This window comes from Exiguobacterium aurantiacum, from assembly GCF_001766415.1.
GTDB lineage: Bacteria > Bacillota > Bacilli > Exiguobacteriales > Exiguobacteriaceae > Exiguobacterium > Exiguobacterium aurantiacum_A.
In genome coordinates this window covers 219,725-236,311 of the sequence record NZ_MKXO01000002.1, presented here as the reverse complement: position 1 = coordinate 236,311, position 16,587 = coordinate 219,725, and the positions used below count along the sequence as shown (strand labels likewise).

Annotated in this window: 13 protein-coding genes; 10 read left to right on the top strand and 3 right to left on the bottom strand. The window is 52.8% G+C overall.

All coding sequences use genetic code 11. The features are described from left to right. The 10 genes from glyA to BJU60_RS07040 all read left to right on the top strand — a co-directional run bounded on the left by glyA (position 1) and on the right by BJU60_RS07040 (position 10,535). Positions 1-1,254: a serine hydroxymethyltransferase gene (gene glyA / locus BJU60_RS07085; RefSeq protein ID WP_070328192.1), complete on the top strand. Its 1,254-nt coding sequence runs from the start codon at positions 1-3 to the stop codon at positions 1,252-1,254. A 3-nt stretch (positions 1,255-1,257) separates the two neighbouring features. Continuing rightward, complete coding sequence (locus BJU60_RS07080) at positions 1,258-2,196, top strand: hypothetical protein (RefSeq protein ID WP_070328191.1); 939 nt, start codon at positions 1,258-1,260, stop codon at positions 2,194-2,196. A 108-nt stretch (positions 2,197-2,304) separates the two neighbouring features. Next, the gene (locus tag BJU60_RS07075) at positions 2,305-2,574 is read left to right on the top strand and encodes a hypothetical protein (protein WP_070328190.1); all 270 of its coding nucleotides are present in this window, start codon (positions 2,305-2,307) and stop codon (positions 2,572-2,574) included. Positions 2,575-2,646: 72 nt separating this feature from the next. Then, the gene (locus tag BJU60_RS07070; protein ID WP_070328189.1) at positions 2,647-3,324 is read left to right on the top strand and encodes a response regulator transcription factor; all 678 of its coding nucleotides are present in this window, start codon (positions 2,647-2,649) and stop codon (positions 3,322-3,324) included. 2 nt (positions 3,325-3,326) lie between these two features. After that, positions 3,327-4,565 (top strand): sensor histidine kinase, encoded by a 1,239-nt coding sequence (locus BJU60_RS07065; protein ID WP_070328188.1) that lies wholly within the window; start codon positions 3,327-3,329, stop codon positions 4,563-4,565. Positions 4,566-4,681: 116 nt separating this feature from the next. Beyond that, positions 4,682-5,344 carry a hypothetical protein gene (locus BJU60_RS07060; protein ID WP_254281668.1) on the top strand — a complete coding sequence of 221 codons (663 nt, stop codon included), beginning with the start codon at positions 4,682-4,684 and terminating at the stop codon, positions 5,342-5,344. A 157-nt stretch (positions 5,345-5,501) separates the two neighbouring features. Next, positions 5,502-6,743, top strand: a complete 1,242-nt coding sequence (locus tag BJU60_RS07055; protein WP_070328186.1) for a hypothetical protein — start codon at positions 5,502-5,504, stop codon at positions 6,741-6,743. 333 nt (positions 6,744-7,076) lie between these two features. Then, entirely contained in the window at positions 7,077-8,462 is a 1,386-nt protein-coding gene (locus tag BJU60_RS07050; RefSeq protein ID WP_217265639.1) for an endo alpha-1,4 polygalactosaminidase, read from the top strand. 142 nt (positions 8,463-8,604) lie between these two features. Further along, on the top strand, positions 8,605-9,234 hold the full coding sequence (upp, locus tag BJU60_RS07045; protein ID WP_035386536.1) for a uracil phosphoribosyltransferase: 630 nt from the start codon (positions 8,605-8,607) through the stop codon (positions 9,232-9,234). Between the two features lie 149 nt (positions 9,235-9,383). Beyond that, positions 9,384-10,535 (top strand): GGDEF domain-containing protein, encoded by a 1,152-nt coding sequence (locus BJU60_RS07040; protein ID WP_070328184.1) that lies wholly within the window; start codon positions 9,384-9,386, stop codon positions 10,533-10,535. Positions 10,536-10,626: 91 nt separating this feature from the next. On the opposite strand, the gene BJU60_RS07035 is transcribed toward BJU60_RS07040, so the two are convergent. From BJU60_RS07035 to BJU60_RS07025, 3 genes are all read right to left on the bottom strand, one after another. Beyond that, positions 10,627-12,213, bottom strand: a complete 1,587-nt coding sequence (locus BJU60_RS07035) for an ABC transporter permease/substrate-binding protein (protein WP_070328183.1) — start codon at positions 12,211-12,213, stop codon at positions 10,627-10,629. Then, entirely contained in the window at positions 12,210-13,334 is a 1,125-nt protein-coding gene (locus BJU60_RS07030; protein ID WP_070328182.1) for an ABC transporter ATP-binding protein, read from the bottom strand. The genes BJU60_RS07035 and BJU60_RS07030 overlap by 4 nt, the downstream gene beginning before the upstream one ends. A gap of 179 nt (positions 13,335-13,513) precedes the next feature. Further along, the gene (locus BJU60_RS07025) at positions 13,514-16,180 is read right to left on the bottom strand and encodes a cation-transporting P-type ATPase (RefSeq protein ID WP_070328181.1); all 2,667 of its coding nucleotides are present in this window, start codon (positions 16,178-16,180) and stop codon (positions 13,514-13,516) included. Positions 16,181-16,587 lie beyond the last annotated feature (407 nt).

The window sequence follows — 16,587 nt, the reverse complement described above, 5'->3', positions numbered from 1 at the left end:
ATGGTAAACACGACGAAGTTGAAAGTGCAGGATGCGGAATTGTTTGAAGCGATGCAACACGAGCTCGCCCGTCAACGGGAGAACATCGAACTAATCGCCTCGGAGAACTTTGTCTCAGAAGCGGTCATGGAAGCGCAAGGCGGGGTTCTCACGAACAAATACGCCGAAGGTTACCCAGGTCGCCGTTACTACGGTGGTTGTGAGTTCGTCGACGTGGCCGAAAACTTGGCACGCGACCGGGCGAAGGAACTGTTCGGTGCAGAACACGCCAACGTTCAGCCGCATTCGGGTGCGCAAGCGAACATGGCCGTCTACTTCACGGTGCTTGAAGCGGGCGACACGGTGCTCGGCATGAACTTGTCGCACGGTGGCCATTTGACGCACGGAAGTCCGGTCAACTTCTCGGGCGTCCAGTACAACTTCGTCGAGTACGGTGTGGACAAAGACACAGAACACATCGACTATGACGTCGTCGCAGCCCTCGCGAAAGAACATAAACCAAAACTGATCGTCGCCGGAGCGTCAGCATACCCGCGGACGATCGATTTCGCCAAGTTCCGTGAAATCGCCGACAGCGTCGACGCCTATCTCATGGTCGATATGGCCCACATCGCCGGACTCGTCGCGGCCGGACTCCATCCGAACCCGGTCGAGCATGCGCACTTCGTGACGACGACGACGCACAAGACGCTTCGCGGCCCGCGCGGCGGGATGATCCTTTGTAAAGAAGAGTTCGCCAAAGCGATCGACAAGTCGATTTTCCCTGGTATTCAAGGCGGCCCGCTCATGCACGTCATCGCCGCGAAAGCGGTGGCGTTCGGAGAGGCGCTCCAACCTGAGTTTAAAGACTATCAGGCGCAAGTCATCAAAAACGCGCAAGTGCTCGCGCAAGGTTTAGAAGAAGAAGGGCTCCGCATCGTATCGGGCGGTACGGACAACCATCTCCTCCTCGTCGACCTCCGTGGCATCGACATTACCGGTAAAGCGGCCGAGCATGCGCTCGATGCGGCCGGTATCACGGTCAACAAGAACACGATCCCGTTCGACCCGGCGTCACCGTTCGTCACGAGCGGGATTCGTCTCGGGACGGCTGCGATGACGACACGCGGTTTGAAAGAAGACGACATGCGTGAAGTCGCCCGCCTGATCGGTCGTGTCCTGACAAACCATGAAGATGAAGCAGTGCTCGCCGAGGCGCACGAAGACGTACGTGCCTTGACGGCGAAATTCTCGCTCTATCCTGAACGAGGCTGACGAATGGACGCACGGACACTAGCAGAACGGGAACTTGCAGAACTGCCGCTCATCGATATGACGGAATGGCTCATCCGAAAAGGAGAGCATGACCCGACGTTCCGTCTCGTCGCGAACGAGTTTGGCGTCGTGATGACGCTCCTTGACCACGGCTATTACGTCGAGGCGAGCGAACGGATTGTGCCGCTTCTCGGGATGAAAGTGCCGGCAGCGTTCCATCGGCTCGGACTCGCGCTCGAAATGAAAGCGAACGGCAAGAAGGCGGCCAAGCGCCGCTTTCGTTCGTTGTCGCCAGCCGTCATGCAGCATGCGGACCTCTCGCCGTGGCGTGATGTCTTTAAATGGGACAAGAAGTGGCTCGGACTACCGGCTGTCGTCGCGTTGGCGCTTGTCGCCCTCGCATTTTGGCCTGAAGCGACTCCGCCCGTCGCACCGATGACTGAAGACGCGCCGCGGGTCGAGACGGTGACCGAGGACGAGGCGCTCGCCAAACGGTTAGAAGAGCTCGAGCAAGAAGTCGCCCGTCTCGAGGAAGCGAACGAGGCGTTGCAGACGGAAGAAGCGCCGGTCGAAGAGGAAGCGTCGGCGACACCGACACAACAAGTCATTCCGCTTGCGGATGTCGAGACGCTCGTTCAAGACAAGCGCTATAAAGAGGCGGACGCCCTGCTCGAAGGCACGCCGAAAGCCGGGCAAGAACAGGCCGTCGGCTTCTATCGCCTCCTCGTCGACAACAAGCTCGGAGAAGCAGAAGTGTCAGACTATGCGGCGTACGTCGAAACGTACCCGGAATCGGGCTACAAGACAGACGTCCTGTGGATGAAGGGCATTGCTGAGAAGAAGGCCGGGGACAAAGCGTACCGGACGACGCTCGCCGAAGTCGCCGCAATGGAAGGCACATACTGGGCACCGATTGCGAAATCGGTACTAGAAAACGAATGAGGTTGCGGCCATGCCGCAACCTTTTTCTCATCAAATTCTAATCTGGTTCACCAACGTTTCTCAACCCGCTCCCGTATAATAAAGAAAAAGAAGCAGGGGGAGAGGCATATGCAACGCAGTACAACAGGTAAAGTCGCCCGATTCATGAAAGGCGCAATCATCGGGGCGCTCGCACTCACATTGATGGCAGCCGGAGTGGCAGGATTTTTGATTTTCACGCTGACTGGAAATGCTTGGCTCGATCAAATCGTTCAATTCGGGACTGACGTGTCGTTCCAAGCGGAAGGGCTCGAATCCTCATTTGAACGCTTCAGCGACTCGATCGAGCTTCGCGTCGAACAGGCGATTCCAGAAGCGGTTCGTCCGTTTTTCGACTGATGAATCCGGGAACAGAATAAGGATGCGTCGGGCGGACTGCTCGGCGCTTTTTTTCAAGAAAGGATGAACTATATGCCGACAATCCTCGTCGTAGAAGACGATGCCAAAATTGCCAGACTGCTTGAACTTGAACTGATGCACGCCGGCTATCAAGTCGAGGTCACCCACGACGGACGCAGCGGGCTTGAACGAGCGCTCGCCGGGGGAATCGACTTGATGCTTTTAGACGTGATGCTTCCACAAATGAGCGGGCTCGAGGTCGTCCGTCGGGTGAAGGAAGAACAACCGTTGCTTCCGGTCTTGATGGTGACGGCGCGGGGCGACCGGTACGATAAAGTGAGCGGGCTCGACCTTGGGGCGGATGATTACATCACAAAGCCGTTCGAGATGGAGGAACTGCTTGCCCGGATCCGTGCATTTTTGCGGATGCGCCAGCACGTTCATGTCGATGCGACTGAACGTGTTTTGTCCTATGAGGGACTCACGGTCGACGTTAACCGGCATGAGGTGACGTGCGAAGGACAGAAAGTCGAGTTGACTCGTCGTGAATTCGATTTGATCGTCTATTTGCTCGAGCATCCAGAACGCGTGCTCACGCGCGACCAACTCGTCGAGCACGTCTGGGGTTTCGACTATTATGGGGACACGAACGTCGTCGACGTATACGTGCGTTACTTACGGAAGAAACTCGGAGGTTCTTGGATTCAGACGGTACGAGGCGTCGGCTATATGCTGAAGCGTGGTGAGTGAGTATGAAATTACGGACGAAGATCGCCCTCGGGATGGCCGGGTTCATGCTGTTTTTGCTCATCACGTCGTTCGGGGTCGCCTGGGTCGTCTCGCGCCAGCAAATCGTCGACGCTCGCTATGACGTGCTCCGTCAAGCGCTCAGTCTGCTCGAAGAGGATGAGCGGAACCGTCAGGCCGTGCTGTCACTGCATGAGGACAGTGTCGTCCTCGAGCGGCAGAGCAATGGCGATTGGGGCATCATCGGCGGACAGGCGGCAGACGGTTTGAGTTTTCCCGTCAATTTTGGAGAGCCGGCACTGATTGATGACTGGTTCGTCATCGCCACGTCGAACGGTCTCGGTTTTGCCTTTCAAGACGCGGCGGTAAGTGAGACGTTACAGACGCTCGCGACGATCTTTCTCATCATTTTCCTGATCGCGGTGGCGATGACGTTCGTCGGCAGTTTATGGATCGTGCGCCAAGGACTCGACCCGCTCCGGCGGCTCGAGTCGACGATGGGCCGGATCACGGAGTCGGGGACGCTCGAGACGATTGACGTCGGTCCGAATCAAGATGAGGTGTCGACGCTCGCGACCGGATTCAATCAGATGATTGCCCGTGTCGAAGGGTCGATGGAGCAACAACGCCGTTTCGTCGCGGATGTTTCACATGAACTCAAAACCCCGCTCACCGTCATCGAAGGGTACGCCAAGTTGCTCAGACGTTGGGGTCAACACGACCCCGTCGTGCGAGATGAGGCGATCGATCATATTTTGACCGAGTCGAGACAGATGCGGGAGGACTTGATTGAACCGATGCTCGAACTGAGCCGCTTCGCCGCTTTAGAGGACATCGAAGTCGAACAGATCGACTTGAGCGACCTCGCACGACAACTTGAGGAACGGTTCGAACGGTCGCACGGAAAACACGTTCCGATCGAAGCGGCAGGAAGTTGGGCTGGACATCGTGACTCGTTGCAGCGATTGATTGTCATCTTCATCGATAACAGTTTGAAGTACGCGGCTGACACGAGCGTAACGATGACACCAAATCGGATTGAGGTGCGCGACCATGGGACGACTCTGACCGAGGAGGCGCGTGCGCGGTTGTTCGACCGGTTCTATCGGCTTGATGAAGCGCGCGACCGGAGCGGCAGCGGTCTCGGGCTTGCCATCGCCAAAGAAGTCGCCGATTTGAACGGCTGGAAGGTTGGTAGTTACGCGAACGCGCCGGACGGGAGCGTATTCTTCGTCACGAAATGAGGAAAGTTTCTCAGGCACTCATCATTTTCTAATGAAATCCTCGTGGTGCTCTAACGTCAACGTTCTATGATGAAGGTGTAGAGAAGGAACAGCACATGGAACGAGGAGGAAACATCATGAAATTACTTGGGTGGATTTTAGGGGTCGGCCTGGCCGTACTCGCTGTCGCGGGGGTCGGGTTGTATATCGCGAACGACAAGACGGATACGGTCATCATCCCACGCGCCATCGATAGTGCCAATAGTGGAACCGACGACGCGAAAGACGACGCTGCGAAGGAAGCTGCCGCCACTTCCGAATCGAATTCATCTTCAAGTGACGTGCCCGTCCGTTCGGTCGACGATGACGACTATGAACTATACGGGACGCTCGTCAGCTTGTCAGATCAGGACGTGACGATCAGCTTTAGCGGAAAAGAATCGACGTACCCACTTGCGGCACGCCACGAGATTGATGACGACACCCCGAAAGCCGGTGACCGTGTCAAACTCGAGTTCAATCAAAACAATGAAGTGAAAGAAGTCGACCGGGAGAGCGACGACTTCGACATTTACGGTAGTTTCGTCAGCCTCTCAGATCGAGACGTCGTCATTGAGCGTGACGGGAAGCAAGTGACCTACCCACTCGCCGCTCGCTATGAAATCGATGATGAGATGCCAACAGCCGGTGTTCGCGTCAAACTTGAATTGAACATGCAAGAGCAAGTCAAAGAGATCGAACGTGATGATGACCGTAGCAGCGCAGACGATCGCGATGACGACCAAGATGACGACAATTGATGAACGAACGGGTGCCCGCTGGAGGTACCCGTTTTTTTTGATTCGTAATATTTCTGCAAACATAATCGATTCGTATCTTATGATATGATGGAGAGGGAATTTATGCCAACATAACATAATACATATAACGACGATGTAGGGAGAGGGGAGACGAGTGATGAGACTGAGTTGGACTGCCCTGCTCGCCCTCTGTTGCCTCAGCGGTTGTGGTTCGAAAGAAGAGATTAACGCCCTCGCGTTACGTCCGCTCGAAGCGTACGTGACGAATCAGGATGAGCAGGAACACATTTTACCGGAAACAGAGAAGCGACTGCTGGCCTATTGTCGACAACAAACGACGGAACGGCTCCCGTCACGCCGGGGCGAGGTGGCTGAAGTGACGTTTCGCCATCCGCTGTATGCAGAGCTCGGCAGTCAGACGATTAAGTATTGGGTGAGCGGTGACGACCGTTATTTGTCTTGTGCGAACAGCCACGAACAAATCGAGCGGACGTTCCAGATTGACCCCGTCAACGAATTCGAATCGCTCGTCTCGAGTGAACTAGTCGAGACCGACGTCGGAGAGGAGGTCTCGTTTTATCCGGAACCCGATGTCGCAAAAATCGTCAACTTGTTCCGGTTGAATCAAGCGCATGAAACAATCGTCCCGGGATCGACATTCCGCTACCAGACGCCGGACAGTGGTTCGTTGTACGTGACGTATGAGGTGATGCGGAACGGCCGGACGCTCGACCGGACGATTGAACCGGGGCTGTTCGTATTCAAGAGCGGAAAGAATGACGGATACGCTTTCCTCACGAAGTTAGCGGATGGCAGGGTAGCGCTACAGATGGGTACGGAATCGTCATGGGAACGCACCGTTCTTCCAAGCGCCTTCACCGGAAAGTATGTATATACTGATTCGACAACTGATGTGTTCACGCTCGATCATTCAAAACGCCAACTGTTGAAACGAGTCGTACTTGCTGAACAGCCGATTGGAGACGTAAGCGACGCCACCTCGCTCACATTGTCTAAACGATATGATGCGGTCATCGAAGTGTGGGGCAGTGTCAGACGGCCGATGACCACGAAGCTGATGAGTTCGTCCGCTCGTTCGGTGAAGACGAAGCTCGCCACGTACGAGACGAAGGGGAAGACGTCATATCTGGATGGACCGAATACGCAAGAGCTGTTCGAACTCCTGACGCATGTGACAGGCGGAGACAAGTCAGAAGCAGCCGTCCAACACGGGACGCTCTCCTTGTACGAACACTTACAAGAGCAACATTTCGAGGTTTGGGTCGAACCTGGGGATCAACGGGTCTACCTCATCGACCTGACGACGAAACAAACGTACGCAATCGACCTGATGCGGCTCGAGGAATTGTTGAATCGATCGATTCGATATAATAGCTGAACTAGATATACTACCCGCTTTATGACAAGACTATGTCATGAAGCGGTTTTTTTTGTCGTCAAATTGATACTATATTTTGCTGGAAAACTATCCTATAATTTTTTTTGCGAAGGTTCAACATTACATACATGAATCCGATACATCTATAAAACACACAGCACTAACCTTCTCGTCATCAATTTATGAAGAAAAGGGGGAACGGAGAGACACATCTCAATTCAACCATCATTGTCCGTCACCAAGTTTTGTCAGTCATCAGGAGAGGAATAGGTATTGAAATTGAAAAAGATTATTATGTCTCTAACGGTAGTGTTGTTAATTGTTAGTCTGAACATGTCAAAAACGGGGGCGCAAACGATGAACCCACTCGACGGTGTGAAGAACTATCAAGTGTATTATGGTCATCCGACCGAAACGATCATCAAAGATATGCAAAACTATGATCTCGTCATCATCGAGCCGCTTCATTATACAAAAGCTCAAGTTGAACAGATCAAGTCACGCGGTACGAAAGTACTCGGTTATATTAGTGTCATGGAAGTCGCGACGTGGAACACCGGTCTCATGTCAAAACTTCAGTCAGGTGATTTCTTCACGCGCAACGGACAACGTGTCCACTACCCGGAATGGGATTCTTACTTGACGAACATCGCTTCACCGCACTTCCAAGGGCTCTTGCTCACGGAAATCCAAAACCAAGTCATCGCTAAAGGGATCGATGGCGTGTTCATGGATACGGTCGGCGATATCGACAACGAACATTTGAACAACCCGACCGTGCTCAAGCAGCAACGTGACGGTCTCGTCAACTTCTTGAAAGAAGCGCGTGCCCGATACGGCAACATCGCTATGGTCCAAAACTGGGGCTTTGACACACTCGAAACGTCGACAGCACCTTACGTCGATGGCATCATGTGGGAGAGCTTCAACGCCGACACGATCAAAAGCGACGCCTGGTCACAAAACATGATCAAAAAACTTCAAGCAGTCGATACGAAACATTCGGTCAAAACGCTCACGATCTCGACGCGTCAAAGTGCGGAAAGCCACAAACTTGCCGCTGACTCGAAGTTTATCCACTTCCACGAAGCAGACGCTTATGTGAACTGGAACGCAGGTCTTGTGACACGGACGAAAGACACGGCACCGACTCCGGCACCTGTCGTGGTAGCACCAACGACAGAGACGTCAACAGCAACAAAACCGGAAGCGACGAAGCCAGCGACGGAAACATCGACTGCACCAAAACCGGAAGCAACGAAGCCGGCGACGGAAACATCGACTGCACCAAAACCGGAAGCAACGAAGCCAGCGACGGAAACATCGACTGCACCAAAACCGGAAGCAACGAAACCAGCGACGGAAACATCGACTGCGCCAAAGCCGGTAGCGACGGAAACATCGACTGCGCAAAAGCCGGTAGCAACAAAACCAGCGACAGAGACGTCGACTGCGTCAAAACCGACAACAGCGCCGACGAAGCCTGCTGCATCGACGAGCACGACAACGAAGCCAGTCGAGCAAAAAGATTCGAAGCAAGCTGAGCCGAAGCAGAAAACAGAAAAAGAACTAAAAAAAGACAAAAAGAAAGCGAAGAAGCACGCGAAAAAACATGCTGCTAAGCATGCCAAGTTCGTGGAGCACGAAAAAGCCAAAGGCAACATGTGTGCAAAAGCCAAGCACAAGACAGCCGGCTTTTTGAACTTCTTCAAATTCTAATCTAGAAGGTAGATCAACCCCGAGGTGTCAAACTGGCCCTTGGGGTTTCGTCTGACCTCTTCAAAAACGGAAGTTGACCCTACCTTTCTAAGAGAAGTTGGGGTACAATGCTCGAGAGAGATTTAGAGAGGAGTGAAGCAAAATGGGAAAAGTACACGTTTATGATCACCCATTGATTCAGCACAAGATGACGATTATGCGCAAAGTAGAGACGGGGACGAAGCAGTTCCGCGAACTCGTAGAAGAGGTTTCTTCACTCATGGCATATGAAATTACACGCGACCTTCCGCTTACTGATGTGGAGATTGAGACACCGGTCTCGGTATCGACACAAAAGATGATTGCCGGCAAGAAATTGGGAATCGTCCCAATTTTACGGGCAGGCCTCGGCATGGTGGATGGCTTCCTCAAAATGATGCCGAACGTCAAAGTCGGTCACATCGGTCTTTACCGTGACCCAGAGACGCTCGAGCCGCACGAATACTATCTCAAGTTGCCGACAGATATTACCGAGCGTGACTTCATCGTCGTCGACCCGATGCTTGCGACCGGCGGATCTGCAGCTGATGCGATCGCAGCCCTTAAAAAACACGGCGCGAAGTCGATCAAGCTTGCTTGTCTCTGCGCAGCGCCAGAAGGCGTCGAACGCGTTCAAGCCGAGCACCCAGACGTTGAAATCTATCTCGCCGCACTCGACGAGAAGTTGAACGAACATGGCTACATCGTGCCAGGACTCGGTGACGCAGGTGACCGTTTGTTCGGAACAAAATAAGCAAAACGAAAGGAGGCTCCAGTCGGATCCTCCTTTTTTGTGCGCTCAATCTGTGGAAACCAATCCATAATAGTTGAGAAAATCGAAGCAACAACCGATAGTGAAGACAGAAGCGAATGTCATCTGTTGAAATGAGGAAGAGAACGACCATGAGGCCAAAACTGTCACTTTTGCAAGCCTATCTGTTGATTGCGTTATTAGCGCTGTTCTTGACGAGTCTATGGAGCTACAGCGCCTTCCAAAACATCGAACGGCAGAACGAGCGTATCGTCGAAGAGGCGATTCCGATCGCGAACGCGGCGTCTGAACTGTTCGCGCTCCTGCTCGATCAAGAGTTATCGGTCCGTGGCTATACATATAATCAAGATATGTTGTCGCTCCGACAATATAATGAGACGAAGTATGCTCTTGCTGAGACGATTCAAGTCATCCACGAGCTTGACCATCGCCATCCGATTATGCAGGAAATCATTCAAGGAGAGGCGCTTCCGCTTATTAATGAAATGGAGCTGTTTTATGAGTCGCAGCTTGCCCTCGTCGATGCGGGCAAAATTGTGGAAGCGAATGCACGGCGCTATAGCGGGATTGATTACATCAATCAATTTCGAGACGTTGACGCCGACATCCGGGAGGACATCGACAAGATCATTCAAGAGGCGTCACAGCGAAGTGTCAGTGCCTCGAATTCGGCGACGTGGGTGATCGTCATCGTCGTCGCGATCGCCATCCTCTTGTTGCTCGCATTCGTGCACACGTTCCGGCTCGAGCGCAGCAAGCAGGCGCTGATCCATCGGTCGCTTCATGACGCTTTGACCGGCGTTTGGAATCGTCGTGCCTTCGATGAAAAGCTCGAGCGACTTTGGGACGAGACGGAAGAAACAAGTACGGATGTCGCGCTCCTCCTGCTCGACATCGATGCGTTCAAACTGTATAACGATACGTACGGTCATTTGGCGGGGGACGCCTGTCTCGAACGGGTCGCACACGCCGTTTATAAAGCGGTCGGGGAAGATGGCATGGTCGCCCGCTATGGCGGCGAGGAGTTCGCGGTGTTACTTCGGCCGCACCATGCCCGTCAGTCAAAAGAAGTCGCGGAACGGATTCGCCAAGCAGTTCTTAAGCTGAACATTTTGCATGAAGCGTATCAGCCGCTCCGCAAAGTGAGCGTCAGCATCGGCGTCGCAGAACACATCCCCGGACTAGACGTCGAGAAGTCTGATTTGATCGAAGCGGCTGACCGAGCGCTCTATCAGGCGAAGCAAAGCGGACGTAACCGCGTTTCGATGGGGAAAGCGATGTAGGTCGTTCGATTCGAGGCGCCGAAAACGACCAACGTGGTCAACAAACGGACAGACAAAATCCCGCCCTTTTCAAGGGGCGGGATTTCTGTCTTTATTCTTCGATTAAACCTTCAGAGACGAGGAAGTCGTGAGCCACTTTCTCGGGACGTTGTTTTTCGACGTCGGCGAGGTAGTTCAACTCTTGCATGATTTCGTCCGTGATTTTGCCGTTGAGCAAGTTCAACACGTCTGCGAGCTCGGGATGCTCGGTGAGCGTCTCTTCATTGACGATCGGGACGGCGTAGTAAGGCGGGAAGAACTGTTGATCGTCTTCGAGGACGACGAGTTCGAACCGCTTCAATAGGCCATCGGTTGAGAAACCATCGATTGCCTGGCTCTCGCCGTTCATGAGCGCCGTGTAACGAAGGCCGCCATCGACCGGTTTCACGTCTGCGAAGTTGAACGGATACACTTCTTTCAAGCCGAGATAGCCGTCTTCCCGGTTCGAGAATTCGATTGTCGGGCCGAAGACGAGCTCGTCACTCACCGCGGCAAGGTCAGAGACGGTCTTCAAGTTATACTTGTCGGCGTCTTCTTGTTTGACGGCGATAGCGAACGTATTGTTAAATCCAATCGGGTCGAGTGTCCGGATATCGAACCGCTCTTGCATTTGCGACCGGACCTGTTCGTAGACAGCGTCCGGGTCGTTATCGACTTCTTGCTTCAAGACGTCGACGAAGAGTGTTCCGGTGTACTCGACATAGGCATCGATTTCACCGGTCCGGAGTGCGCTGAACGCGACTTGCGTACCGCCGAGGTTAAGTTGACGCTTCACCTCGAGGTCGGTCTTGTCTTCGATCAAATCGGCAACCATGTTCCCGAGGATCGCCTGCTCCGTATAGTTTTTCGAGCCGATGACAATCGTATCGTCTTCACGGGTGAAGGCGTAGATCGAACCGGCGAGGAGCAAGGCGAACGCTGTCGCGATCACGATGAGCGGTTTCGCCACTTTTCTAGCGGGACGGTGTTTTTTCTTCTTCATCCGTCCGTCGGCGAGGACAATCCCGTTCGGAGCGACTTTATACTCGATACGGCTGACGATGAAGTCGATCAAGAGTGCGAGTAGACCGGCCGGAATCGCACCTGCTAAGATCTGGTTGTTGTCGACTGTCTGGATACCGGCGAAGACGAGGTAACCAAGACCACCTGCTCCGACGAACGCTGAAATCGTCATGAGACCGACAGCTGTGACGGCTGAGATTCGAATCCCGGCCATGATGATCGGCAAGGCGAGCGGCAATTGGATCTTGCTTAAAATTTGGCGGTCGGTGAGGCCGATCCCTTTAGCGGATTCAAGCGTGTCACCCGGAATGCTCGACAGACCCGTGTACGTGTTCTTCACGATCGGGAGCAGCGAATACAGGACGACCATGATGATGGCCGGTGTCGAACCGATTCCGATGAACGGGATGAGGAAACCGAGCAAGGCAAGACTTGGCACAGCCTGAACGACGCTCGTCAGACCGAGGATCGGTTTGGCGAGGCGTGGCATCCGGAGAATCAAAATACCGAGCGGGACACCGATCAGTACTGCGAGCGAGACGGCGAAGACGGTCAGTTGCAAGTGTTCAAGCAAGAGCGTACCGATTTGGTCGGTGTTGCTCGCGACGTAATTGAAAAAAGATTGAATCGTATTCATATTGTTTCCTCCTCTTGCATGAATTGCTCACTGAGGACGGAAAGCAAACTGCTGCGTGTGATGAGTCCGTTAAGGATAGGTCCGGTCACGACCGGCAGATAGCCTTGGTCGCTCGTGTTCATGACGTCTAAAATATCGAGGAGCGAGTCCTCGCTCGAGACGAAAGCGTAGTTCACGTTCATGACTTCCTCGAGTCGTCTCGTCTTATCTTGGATCCCGTGGACGTCTTTCAATTTGATGAGTCCTTGAAGGACGCGATCGCGGTCCGTGATCAGGAGACTGTCGACTTTGCGTGAACGCATGATTTCAATCGCTTGCAACACCGTGCGTTTGCCGCTGATCGAGACAGGGTCCGTGATCATGATATCTTTCGCTTTAATGTATTCAGGGCTGTTCCAAATTCGATTTTTACCGATGAACGCTTCGACGTACTCGTCCTGCGGATTACGGAGAATCTGTTCCGGTGTATCGAACTGAACGATTTCCCCGTCACGCATGATACAAATACGATCAGCCAGCTTGATCGCCTCATCCATATCGTGGGTGACGAATACAATCGTTTTCTTGACTTCTTCTTGCAGGTTGAACAGTTCTTCTTGGAGGTCGTTCCGTGTCACAGGGTCGAGGGCGCTGAACGGCTCGTCCATCAAGATGACTTCCGGGTCGTTCATGAGGGCGCGGGCGAAGCCGATGCGCTGCTGTTGACCGCCGCTCAGTTCACTCGGATAGCGATCGATGAATTGATCCGGGTCGAGGCCGACCATGCGGAGCAAGTGCTCGGTCCGGGCGTCCATATCCTGTTCGGCGTGTCCTTCGAGACCGGCGATCAATTGGATATTCTCGCGGATCGTCATATGAGGGAAGAGGCCAGTCTGTTGAATGACGTAACCCATTTGGCGTCTCAGTTCGATCGGGTCCATCTTGCGTGTGTCTTGACCGTTGACGATAATCGTCCCAGATGTCGGTTCGATCAAACGGTTGATCATTTTAAGCGACGTCGTCTTACCGCAGCCGGACGGGCCGATAAAGACGACGAGTTCGCCTTTGTTAATCGTCAAGTTCATTTCCTTCAGTACAGTCGTACTTTTGAAGGTCTTCTCTACATTTTTAAACTCAATCATTGACTCAACTCTTTTCAAAAATTATTTTCACATAACCTTATTATTCCCTTGTGGTTAAAATGTAAACATTTATTTTTCAATTTTAGGTTTAACAACACTTAAAAACGGGATAAGGTATGTTTACAGCCATATAAAAAGCCCGTTCCTCGATTGAGGGACGGGCTGTTCGCGCGTTCGGGTTACTGTTTACGTTTCATGACGCTTCGAGATATTGCCTTCTCGATTTCAATCAAGAAGAAGACAACCAGACCGAAGACGAACGGAATGATCCAATCCGTTGCCGCAATCGCGACCGTACCGAATGCGGTGTTCATGAACGGTACGTATGTGATGAACAGTTGGAGCAAGACGAGCGCCCCGGATACGTAAAATGCGATCTTATTGTCGAAGAACGAGCGATTGAGTGCCGGTTCTGTTTCGACGCGAACGTTGAACAAGTGGAACATCTGGGCGATGACGATCGTGTTCAACGTCATCGTGTGGATATATTCGACGCTGTAGTCACCTGCGTTCATATACAGGTTGTAAATCAGTGTGCCGCCCCCGATGATGAGCGACACGAGCAAAATCCGAAAGATATAGTAAGGACTAAGGAGCGGCGTCTTCTTCGGTCGAGGGGCTCGCTTCATCGTTGACGGTTCGAGCGGTTCAAACGCGATCGCGAACGACAGTGTGATGGCGACGACCATGTTTACCCACAGAATCTGCAGCGCCGTGAGCGGCAACTGGGTGCCGAGGAAGATGCTCATGAGGAGGACGAATCCTTGGGCTCCGTTCGTCGGCAAGATAAACAGAATCGTCTTTTTCAAGTTGTCATAGACGCGTCGACCTTCTTTGACTGCTTTGAAGATTGTGTTGAAGTTGTCGTCGACGAGGACCATTTCGGCCGCTTCTTTCGAGACTTCTGTTCCTTTGATTCCCATCGCGACACCGATGTCGGCACGGCGCAGTGCCGGGGCATCGTTGACGCCGTCGCCGGTCATGGCGACGATATGGTCTTGCTCTTGAAGCGCTTTAACGAGGCGTGTCTTATTCTCTGGACTCGTCCGGGCAAAGATATTATAGTTGCCGACGACTTGAGTGAGCTCTTCGTCAGTCAAATCGTCGATGTCGGTTCCTTGGAGCGCGCCTGCTTCTGTTGGGATACCGAGCTCATTTCCGATGGCGATCGCGGTCTCTTTATGGTCGCCCGTGATCATCTTCACTTGAATCCCGGCCGACTGGCATTCATTGACCGCTTCGATCGCTTCAGGGCGCGGTGGGTCCATGATACCGATAAGACCGAGAAACTCGATATCATCATATAGATCGTCGTGGTCAATCTTTTGTTTCGACGTGTTAAACGTACGTTTGGCGACACCGATGACACGTTGTCCTTTTTTGGCGAACGCCGTCATCTTCTCTTCCCATTCGGCGACCGGGAAGTTAGGGTTGCCCGATTCGACCATCGTAAACAAGCGGTCTGGTGCCCCTTTCAAGTACATGACATGCTCGTCGCCATGTGCAGATAGTGTCGCCATGTATTTATGGGCAGAATCGAACGGGATTTTTGAGATGGTGCGGAGCGGATGAATCGGCGCGTCTGCCTTTTCACCGAGCGTGAGCAAACAGCCCTCGGTCGGGTCACCTGTAATCATCCATTGTTTCGTCTCTTCGTCATAGAATAGATCCGAATCGTTACACGTCACCCCAGCTAGGAGAAGTTCATTGAGCGTGTCGTCCTGTTTATTGGAATAGAGCGATCCTTCGTGTTCGATTCGACCTTCTGGAACGTATCCCGAGCCGGTGACGCTGAGCGTCCGGTCAGCGAGTTGGATATTTTGTGCCGTCATCTCGTTTTTCGTCAACGTACCGGTCTTGTCAGAACAGATGACCGATACGGCGCCGAGTGTCTCGACAGCGGGCAAACTTTTGACGATTGCCTGATTGTCAGCCATTTGGCGGACACCGAGGGCGAGGATGATCGAGATGATCGCCGGAAGTCCTTCGGGGATGACGGCGACAGCGAGACCGATGACCGCGAGCAACAGCTCGGCTGTCTCATAATCGCGGAGGAAATAACCAAAGATGAACGCGAAGACAGCGACCCCTGCGATGACGCTTGCGACCGTCTTACCGAAACGTTGTGTCTGCTGAATGAGCGGTGTCTGCACTTTTTCAACCTCAGCAATCGATGCGTTGATCTTCCCGAGTTCGGTTTTCGAGGCCGTCGCGACGACAATTCCTCTACCTGTACCGGCCGCGACCGACGTTCCCGAGAACGCTAAGTTAGTCCGGTCGCCGAGACCGATTTTCTCATCGAGCGGTTCGAGTGTCTTGTCGACTGTCGTCGCTTCACCGGTCAACGCCGACTCTTCGACTTTCATATTCTCGGCCGATACGAGACGCAAGTCGACAGGGATTTTATCCCCTGGTTTCAAATAAACGAGGTCACCCGGAACGAGATACTCCGCCTCAATCTCTTTTCGCTTCCCGTCACGCCTTACGAGGGCGGATGGGGACAACATGTTTTTGATTCCCTCGAGCGCTTGCTCGGCCTTGTTTTCTTGCAAGTATCCGATGATCCCGATGATAAGGACGACGAGCGCAATGACGATCGTGTCATACCAGTACCCAAGAACGCCTGTAATGACAGCAGCGACGAGAAGGACGTAGATGAGAACGTCGTTGAAATGACGCAAAAACTTGAGCCATTTCGGGTCCTTCTTCGGTTCGGGGAGCACATTTTTCCCGTGCTGTTCAATACGTGCTTGAGCCATTTCTTTCGTCAATCCTTGATCGATGTCAGTATCGAGATGGTCCTCGGTCTCTTGAATCGATAGCGTATGCCAGTTCCGTTCTTCCATTTCAAAACCCCTTTCACTACTCGCTTTTTGTCTGTGTATAAAAAAGCGTTCTACAACAATTGTTACCCGTAGTGAAAATGAATGTAAACTTTAATTCCATGTGAAATAATCGGAATTATGAAGTATATGTGAAACTCCATGCAAAGAAGTATGAGGATACAAAACAAGTTTGGCTGGCTGTCGGTCGAATCCTTTAACATAATTAAGCGAGAATTCTCCCACCTCTAAGCGTCTGGGGCGAAGCTTAGCGTAGGTGGGAGAATTCTCGCCCGTACATAAACCTCTTGGCCACCCCTGTGACAGATATAACGAACAGAAGTTCGTAATTCCGTCGGCTTTCCCTTCCCCCGCCGCGGGTATCGGAATGAGAAGAGAATCATCCTACTATCTGGTGGAAGGGAGGGGCA